The sequence below is a fragment of the Endozoicomonas sp. ALC013 genome (genome assembly GCF_049310205.1).
Lineage (GTDB): Bacteria > Pseudomonadota > Gammaproteobacteria > Pseudomonadales > Endozoicomonadaceae > Endozoicomonas.
The window spans coordinates 1-9,055 of the sequence record NZ_JBLYNS010000170.1; the positions used below are offsets into that span (position 1 = coordinate 1).

Consider the following 9,055-nt stretch of genomic DNA (forward strand, 5'->3'; position numbering starts at 1 on the left):
GGCTCCTAGCCCCACAGGCCGGAAAGGGAAAACTTTAGTGACGGCACGTTATTGTGACACGCTCATTGAAAATCGGACAATCCCAACCCGTTTGATCAACTATCCTGAACAGTCCCATAGTTTTAACGATAAGGTTTACGCTGTGCAAGGACCGTTTGAGCATCTTGTTCTGGAAATGGCAGTCATCTTTGGTGGTGCATCGTTACTGGGCACCCTGTTTGTCTGGCTGAAACAACCCATTATTCTCGCTTATATAGGCCTTGGTATGCTGATTGGTCCCCAGGGTCTGAATGTGGTCATGGATGATGGACATATTGAAGCGATCTCCACCATGGGGATTATTCTGTTGATGTTTCTGCTGGGGTTACACCTGCACCCCAGAAACCTGCTCAAACAGTTAAAACAAACGGCGCTGGTAACCTTTCTCTGCCTGAGCGTTGTTGGTGCCATGATCTGTGCCACTCTTGCCCTGCTCTTTGATTTTTCATTGACAGAAGCGTTGATCGCTGGCCTGTCTCTTGCCTTTTCCAGTACCGTACTCAGTTTAAAGCTGATCCCTACCACAACACTGCACCATAAGAGAACCGGTGAAGTGATGATCAGTATTCTGCTGTTTGAAGATATTCTGGCCATTCTGACCATTCTGATTCTTTACAGCAGCAACGGTGGGGCCCATATCGAAGCGCTATTACTGCCGTTGAAAACCTGTGCATTTGCCCTGGGGGCCTGGTGTTTTGTCCGATACGTCCTGCTACCGCTAATGGGGCGTTTTGACATTATCTCTGAGTATATTTTTCTGGTGTCTCTGGGCTGGTGCCTGACAGCAGCTCAACTGGCGGAGTCTTTTGGTCTGTCCCATGAGATCGGGGCTTTTATTGCCGGAGTCAGTATTGCTACATCGCCAATCTCACTGATTATTGCCGAGGGTTTGAAACCGTTGAGGGAGTTCTTTCTGATTCTGTTTTTCTTTTCGGTTGGAGCCCAGTTTGAACCGATGCTGAAAAGCCATCTGCTGATGGCTATTCTATTGACGTCAACGATCGTATTAATTGCCAAGCCCATACTGTTTAAATATCTGCTGAAGCATCTGGCAGGCGAACGACACGATAATGCGGCAGAAATGGGGTTACGTTTGGGGCAGAGCAGTGAATTCTCACTACTCCTGGCCTACGGAGCCATGACGGCAGGAAGAATCCAGCAGGAGACCGCATTACTGATCGAAGGGGCGGCAATTCTGACCTTTATAGTTTCTACGTACCTGGTGGTATTCAGACTGCCAACACCGATATCCCCCAGCAATGAGTTAAGAAGTGATTGAAACTCTGCTGAGTTTTTAATGCCACAAAGAGGCATTGGATTAAATAACAAAAAAGAATATACCTTCATGTTCAAACGACCGGGAGTTCGGAGACAATTCACCCGGATCATTAGCAATTTGAGCCTCACTGAGCGAACCATTAGCGGGGTTTATCTGGTCTTCGATGTGTTGATCAACAGCCGGGTGGTCTCTGATGTGTTGATCAACATCTGACAGCAGGGCTTTCTGGTTACAATTGCTAAAGGGGCAGAGAACAATCAGGTTATCCAGAAACATCCTCGTTTCTATACTGTAGCTGGTTAATGTTTTGCCGGTAACGACAATACCATCGCAATTATGCTCACCTATTGCTAATGAATCGTTATTATCTATGCAAGGTTGGCAGATCGTATGATGACAACCATCAATTTTCCTGCCGTTGTAGGTGATATTCCTGCATTGAATGCATTCCAGGCTTCTCAGTGCGGATATCTGCGATGAATCATTGCTAAAGGCAACATCTACCTGTTGACCTGAGGGTGTGATCACTGAAAAGGACTGTAAAACGCCAGGCATAATCTGAGTTCCTCTAGATCCTCTGAAACAACAATCGGTTATGTTTTCTGGTACTAAGACGGCTTTGACCATTACCAGCGCTGTTTAGTTCCAACCCTCAGGACAGTTCCTTACATCAGCCCCCACAGCAACACTGCCAGTATCTGCGGCGACAAAATTCTCAAACACATCACCAGCGGATAAACCGTTGCGTAGGACAGTGCCGCCGCTCCGGACTTTTCATGCAGACTGTTGGCAAAGGCCAGCGCAGGCGGGTCCGTCATGGAACCTGCCAGCAGGCCACAGAGGCTCAAATAGTTAAGCCCACCAAACATACGGCTGGTAATACCGATCACCAGCAACGGCATCAGGGTGATCACTGCGCCGTAGAGCATCCATTGCAAACCATCCCCATGCACCAGGATATCCACAAAGTTTTCCCCGGACTTTAAACCAACCACAGCCAGAAACAGAACAATACCAATCTCCCGCAACGCCAGGTTGGCACTGGGCGGCATAAACCAATATAAACGACCAATACTGCCTATTCGGCCAAGAATCAACGCCACCAGCAGTGGTCCACCGGCCAGCCCCAGCTTGAGCGCCGCTGGCAGGCCCGGGATCGTCAGGGGCACAGAGCCCAGCAGAATCCCCAAACCAATACCAATAAACACCGGCATCATCTGAACCTGTTGCAGCTTCTGCTGGGCATTGCCCACCTGATTGGCCACCGCATCAATCGACTCAGGGCGACCAACCAGGTTGAGAATATCACCAAACTGCAACGTCGCGTCCCGGTTGGGCACCAGCTCCACACCGGAGCGGTTCAGGCGGGAAACCACCACGTCATAACGCTGTTTGAATTTCAGGTCGATCAGCTTTTTACCCAGCACCTTCTCATTGGTTACCACCACCCGGGAAGTTCTGAGCTCCGTCCCCTTGGTGGTCAGGGACGCGTGCACCTCTTCGCCGAGAATAAGGCGGGCATTCTGCAATTTCTGCCGACTGCCAACCAGGTGGAGAATATCCCCCATCGCCACTGATGTATTGCCTTTGGGGACAACCAGTTCTTCCCCCCGCTTCAGTCGGGAACAGACCAGCTCGCCGTCATTCAGCCCCGGAACATCCTGAAGCGCCAGACCATCAATATTCGGGTTTCGAATGGCCACATTGATGGTATACAGACTTTCCTTTCCGGTACCGGACACTTTCTCAAAGGCTTCCGCTTCCTCGTTAACGTCTATTTTGAACAGTCGCCGGATAAACCACATGCTCAGCAGAATGCCACAAATACCGAACGGGTAAGCCACCGCATAAGCAGAACCTGGCAGTGCCAGCATGCTCTCTGGCATTCCCAGCTCGGCCAGAATGCCGGTACCCGCCGCCAGAGAAGGCGTATTCGTCACAGCGCCCGAATAAACCCCCAGGACAACGGGCAGGGGAACATCAAACATCAGATGAAGCACGGTGGCCACCACCCCGCCCAGCAGTACCAGCCCTGCGGCAAAGGCATTCAGTTTCAGACCGCGGCTTTTCAGCGATGAAAAGAAGCCCGGCCCCACCTGAATCCCGATGGTGTAAACAAACAGAATCAGGCCAAACTCCTTGATGTACTCCAGTGTGTGGCTGTCCAGATGGATATCCATCTGATAGACAAAGTGCCCCACCAGAATACCCCCGAACAGCACGCCACCTATGCCCATACCGACGCCACGGATGCGCCAGTTACCTATCCACAGGCCCAGCACGGCCACCAGCGACAGGATCGATATGGATATCGCGATATCGCTCATTATGTTTTCCAGAAAGTGAGAATGAATGATGAAGATTAAAAAAGGATCGCCACCTTACCAAACACTGACAGTCAGGCCGGATGATATAGATCAATACGAGACAATCTGTGTGGATAAATCATCAGGAAAAGTGCAGTTGCGCAGGCAGTGTTGTATCCTTGCGGGTTATTAGTTTCCCTGACTCTTTGATTGGTTTTCCACAAAGCTTTCCTCACCGGACTGCTTTCAGGAAAGCATCAAAGCGATCCTTTACATTAAGCCCGTTGAGCGATGATGGAAGAGCATTACCAACCGCATCAGATTGAGAGCGAAGCCCAGAAATTCTGGGAAGACAATGACAGCTTTGCTGTCACCGAAGGCACTTCAGAAGGCTCTTCACAAGAGAAGGGCAAAGAAAAGTACTACTGCCTCTCCATGTTCCCCTACCCCAGTGGCCGACTGCACATGGGGCACGTTCGTAACTACACCATTGGTGATGTGATTTCACGCTACCAGCGTATGCGCGGCAAGAATGTCCTGCAGCCTATGGGCTGGGATGCCTTTGGTCTGCCTGCCGAAAATGCCGCCATCAAAAACAAGACGGCACCAGCCCCCTGGACCTACGAAAACATTGATTACATGAAAGGCCAGCTCAAGCGCCTGGGTTTCGGCTATGACTGGAACCGTGAGCTGGCAACCTGTAAGCCGGATTACTACAAGTGGGAGCAGTGGTTCTTCACCCAGCTCTACGAAAAAGGTCTGGTATACAAAAAAATGGCCACCGTTAACTGGTGTCCAAACGACGCCACCGTACTGGCCAACGAGCAGGTTGAAGATGGCCGCTGCTGGCGTTGTGATACGGTCGTAGAACGCAAAGAACTGCCCCAGTGGTTCGTTAAAATCACAGCCTACGCCGATGAACTGCTGGCCGACCTCGATAAACTCGAGCACTGGCCAGAGCAGGTCAAGGCCATGCAGCGCAACTGGATTGGCCGCTCCGAAGGCGTACAGATGACCTTCAAGGTTGCCAATGGGCCTGGCGCTGCTGCGGGTGAGAGCGCCCCAGAGGAGTTCAAGGTTTACACCACCCGACCAGATACCCTGATGGGCGTGACCTACGTAGGCATTGCCTCAGAGCACCCATTGGCCAAAGCGGCAGCGGCCAATAACCCTGCCCTTGCCACCTTCATCCATGACTGCAAATCCAATGCCGTGACTGAAGCCGAAATGGCCACCATGGAAAAGGTCGGTGTCGATACCGGCATCCGGGCCATTCACCCAATCACGGGTCGTGAAGTACCCGTATGGGCGGCCAACTTTGTACTGATGGGTTACGGTACCGGTGCAGTGATGGCCGTTCCCGGCCATGACCAGCGGGACTACGAGTTTGCCACCCGTTTTGGCCTGCCCATCGAACAGGTCATCGAGCCTGTCAATGGCGAAGCTATTGACCTTGGCGCAGCGGCTTTTACGGACAAGGGTAAGCTGGTGAACTCCGGTGAGTTTGACGGCCTGAGTTCAGAAGAGGCATTCAATGCCATCGCCGACCGCCTGATTGCAGAAGGCAAAGGTGAGCGTCAGGTGAACTATCGCCTGCGCGATTGGGGTGTCAGCCGTCAGCGTTACTGGGGGGCACCAATTCCGATGCGCTTCCTAGAAGACGGTACTGAAGTTCCTGTTCCTCTGGAAGATCTGCCGGTGCTGCTGCCAGAAGACGTGGAAATGGACGGGGTTCAGTCACCCATCAAAGCCGATCCCGAGTGGGCAAAAACCACCCACAACGGCCAGCCTGCCACCCGTGAGACTGATACCTTTGATACCTTCATGGAGTCCAGCTGGTACTACGCCCGCTACTGCTCACCACAGTCTGATGACCAAATGCTGAACCCTGAGCAGGCTAACTACTGGCTGCCGGTGGATCAGTACATTGGTGGTATTGAACATGCGGTGATGCACCTGCTCTACTCCCGTTTCTATCACAAGCTGCTGCGTGATGCCGGCCTGGTCGACAGCGATGAGCCGTTCAAGCGCCTGCTCTGTCAGGGCATGGTACTGGCTGACACCTTCTACAAGCTTGATGAAAAAGGCGTCAAACAGTGGCTTGCCCCGACCGATGTCGACAGCGAGTTTGACGACAAAGGACGTCTGGTTAAGGCTACCCTGAAAGCAACCGGTGAAGTGGTTGAACATGCGGGCATGAGCAAGATGTCCAAATCGAAAAACAACGGTATCGACCCGCAGGACCTGATTGATCAGTACGGTGCCGACACGATCCGTCTCTACACCATGTTCGCTGCGCCACCGGAGCAAACCCTGGAGTGGTCTGAAAGCGCTGTAGAAGGTGCCAACCGTTTCCTGCGTCGCTTCTGGAAGCAGGCCGCAGAGCATATTGCCGGTGGTGCTGTGGCTGCTCTTGATCTGAACGCTCTGACCAAAGAGCAAAAGGATCTGCGCCGTAAAGTGCATGAAACCATCAATAAGGTTTCTGATGACTGTGAGCGCCGCCTGACCTTCAATACCGCCATTGCCGCGATCATGGAGTTGAACAACGCCATCAGCAAGTTCCAGGTGAGCCATGCACAAAGTCAGGACCGCGCCGTCATGCGCGAAGCCATTGAGGCTACCACGCTGATGCTGGCACCGATCGCACCTCATGCCATGCACCGCATCTGGCAGGCTTTGGGTCACTCTGAGCCGGTGCTGGATGCTTCATGGCCGGTAGCTGACGAGGAAGCGCTGAAGAAAGAGGCCATCACCCTGGTGGTTCAGGTCAATGGTAAGGTGCGGGCAAAACTGGAAGTACCGGCAGGCTTGGATAAAGACGCCATTGAGAAGCTGGCCCTGGAGCATGAAAACGTCAGCAAGTTTACCGATGGCCTGACAGTCCGCAAGGTGATTGTGGTTCCCGGTAAACTGGTGAATATTGTTGCCAATTAATCGCAAGGTAGCGGACATCCTTCCGGAAAAATCATAAAGGGGCAAACGCCCCTTTATTTTTCGCCCTAAAAATGGGAAGTCAGGGCAAGAGTTTGTTTTTCCCGGGCAGGCTATTTCCTTTATTCGTCATCATCAAAAGGCTCATCATCGAATAAAAAGGGTGACCCTTCCCTTTCTTTTTCTTCCTCTTCTTCACGTTCTTTCCTGCTTTTCCTTTTCCTATCAGACCGATTCAAAGGATTTGGAGTTAGATTAGGTAAAATAATGGGAGGCGGCTGCTTTTGACCACTTTCCACAGCCAGTGGTGGTTGTGCTGCGATATTGGCCAACCCCATTGAAGCAAGCAACTGGTTTAACGAACCCATTGCCTGCGCGGAACTGATAGGGGTTGCACTGTTATTGACACCGATATTGATACTGGTGCCGACCTTGTTACCTGACTCAGGGCGAACAGCTTCATTTGCGCTCTTGCTCCCCGGGGAAACAGGCCCTTCCCCGTTTTTCAGCCTGTTCTCGCCATGCCCATTATGCACCCCGGACTTTGCTGGTGCAGATAATCCATCATGCTCCACCCCGCAGCCAAGCCCATTAGCTACCCCCGGCTTTAATAACTCCGAGAGGTATTGCCGGTTAACAAGGGCAAGTCCTTTTTCAGGGGCAATTTCACCAGCAATACCAGCTTTGGTGGCGTACTGATTTAAAAGAGAGTCAACTTCTTGCAATAAAGCAGAGTCTGTCACTGAGTTAGCATCTTTTAAAGCCAGCGACAGCTTCTCCGCCAATCTGGATAACTCCATCGCTTTCTGAATATCTTCCGGACGCCCCTGCAACATGAGATTGTTAATAAGGTTACCTAACAGTTCACTGATTGAATGTCGTTGAGACAAGGGCACCCTGCCCCCCTGGGACGCTGCGTGATCCTCAGGCTCCCCCTGTCCGCCATCAATGATCTGAACACTGCCCCCCGTTAACAGGGCAATCAGTTGTGCTACTTTTGTAATCACCTCAATGATCATTTGCGCTGACGGGCTTTCAGTCAGGTCAGGTCCACAGACCACAACATGCAGTGCAGGTGGTGTGGTAAAGAGAGAGGCAATCGACCTGTCGGGTAAGGCCGTCCAGGCAGTCAATAACCTGTTACCCGAGGCCGCATTGCTGATAAAAGCTGGCTGTGAAACCGCAACTGGCATAAAAGGCGGCGCTGTCAGCGAAGATGGTGTCTGCGGGCACCGGCTTGTAACGTTCCTCTCAATAACCGTTCTTAACTCACTTCCTAATGGCCTGGCAAAAATCCTGTTTTGAACAGTCCGCAGCTCCCAACGCTCCACCAGCCGCACCTGCCTGGAGTTACCCATAGCATCGGTAACATACAGATTCTTTTCTTTGGTCAGTTCAGTGCAGCTGACATTGGCTGTTTGGGCGGAATTGGGCAAATCCGGCGGCATGGATGCCGCTAATTGCATGGATACAGCTTCTGCCATGGGGCCTCCTGCTTAGCCTGAAGCAAAGAATGCACTCTGCCATCATATTGAGTTAATTATTATTTGTTCCTTTAGAAGTATGACACTGAAAATCCGGATAAGTTCCGGCATGGTGGGGCGGCCAGCCTCCCGGAACCTGACAACAATCAGTAAAGTCCATCCGCCAAACGGGAGCTGAACCTATCAAAGAGGACTCTGGCTTCCCTTGTGAATTGCTGGCAAAATTCCTGACCATATAAGATTTTATGGATAATTCAGAGTGATGAAGTGCTTCGCTTGTTAAAAGGACTTACGCTTGTCACAATTCTGGCAGCCGTTATTTTGCCGGGAATCAGGTACTTTTTATCCAGTAAAATCACCTTGATGGTAAATCAATGGGTCGCCAGCCTCTCTCCTTATGCCCGTGTCAGCTATGAGAAAATTGATATAGGCCTGAGCGGCACTATCAAGCTGCACAATGCAACGATGGATCTACCATCCGGCCAGCAGCCCAGACTGGAAATACAGCGAATATCCCTGCGCTTTCCAGAGCTTTATGGACTGTACCAGCCAGCCTTAACCGGTGATTACTCTCTGATACCGCAATCCCTGACTGTAGAGCTGCAGGGCATGAACTTATTTTTTCTGGACCACCCTCACCTGGAAGCCCATTTTTCCAAAAGGAATGAGTCATTAAACAGCCTTGCCGGAGCTTGTCATGACCAGCGTCTCTTTGGCCCTGCACAGCTTGAATCAATGGGTTATACCTCTGCCAATTTAGTCAATCTCGGACTCCGATATCAATTCCATGACTTCAACCAAACGCTTGACCTTACCATTGAAAGCGAAATTCAGGGGTTGGGATTTACTACGTTGGGCCTGTCCATCGATAACCTGAGCCATCTTGACCGGGCAGCATTCAAAACCGAAACTGCGGGACTGAAGCAACTTTCTTTCTGGTATCAGGATGATGGGTATATAAGCCGGAAAGTCAGGTTCTGCGCTCAACGCTCTGGTGTTTCAACGGCTGAGTA

The 9,055-nt window shown here is 51.4% G+C and carries 6 protein-coding genes; 3 read left to right on the top strand and 3 right to left on the bottom strand.

Annotation, left to right across the window (positions count from 1 at the left end; genetic code table 11):
* A partial coding sequence (locus ACO6V1_RS20810; protein WP_422468324.1) for a cation:proton antiporter occupies window positions 1-1,318 on the top strand: 1,318 nt, incomplete at its 5' end.
* Between the two features lie 39 nt (window positions 1,319-1,357).
* Here the strand turns inward: ACO6V1_RS20810 and ACO6V1_RS20815 are convergent.
* Both ACO6V1_RS20815 and ACO6V1_RS20820 read right to left on the bottom strand, forming a co-directional pair.
* Complete coding sequence (locus tag ACO6V1_RS20815; protein ID WP_422446615.1) at window positions 1,358-1,873, bottom strand: hypothetical protein; 516 nt, start codon at window positions 1,871-1,873, stop codon at window positions 1,358-1,360.
* A gap of 110 nt (window positions 1,874-1,983) precedes the next feature.
* Window positions 1,984-3,645 carry a putative transporter gene (locus tag ACO6V1_RS20820; protein WP_422446617.1) on the bottom strand — a complete coding sequence of 554 codons (1,662 nt, stop codon included), beginning with the start codon at window positions 3,643-3,645 and terminating at the stop codon, window positions 1,984-1,986.
* 273 nt (window positions 3,646-3,918) lie between these two features.
* Between ACO6V1_RS20820 and leuS the strand changes: the two genes are divergently transcribed.
* Window positions 3,919-6,561: a leucine--tRNA ligase gene (gene leuS, locus ACO6V1_RS20825; protein WP_422468327.1), complete on the top strand. Its 2,643-nt coding sequence runs from the start codon at window positions 3,919-3,921 to the stop codon at window positions 6,559-6,561.
* Between the two features lie 119 nt (window positions 6,562-6,680).
* Here the strand turns inward: leuS and ACO6V1_RS20830 are convergent, their stop codons facing one another.
* On the bottom strand, window positions 6,681-8,042 hold the full coding sequence (locus ACO6V1_RS20830) for a hypothetical protein (RefSeq protein ID WP_422446619.1): 1,362 nt from the start codon (window positions 8,040-8,042) through the stop codon (window positions 6,681-6,683).
* Between the two features lie 363 nt (window positions 8,043-8,405).
* Here ACO6V1_RS20830 and ACO6V1_RS20835 point away from each other — a divergent pair.
* Window positions 8,406-9,055 (top strand): hypothetical protein (locus tag ACO6V1_RS20835; protein WP_422468326.1); only part of this gene is annotated, 650 nt, incomplete at its 3' end.

Coding starts and splice junctions, on each gene's coding strand:
- ACO6V1_RS20815 (WP_422446615.1), bottom strand. CDS start 1,873: ATGCCTGGCGTTTTACAGTCCTTTTCAGTGATCACACCCTCAGGTCAA.
- ACO6V1_RS20830 (WP_422446619.1), bottom strand. CDS start 8,042: ATGGCAGAAGCTGTATCCATGCAATTAGCGGCATCCATGCCGCCGGAT.
- ACO6V1_RS20820 (WP_422446617.1), bottom strand. CDS start 3,645: ATGAGCGATATCGCGATATCCATATCGATCCTGTCGCTGGTGGCCGTG.
- leuS (WP_422468327.1), top strand. CDS start 3,919: ATGGAAGAGCATTACCAACCGCATCAGATTGAGAGCGAAGCCCAGAAA.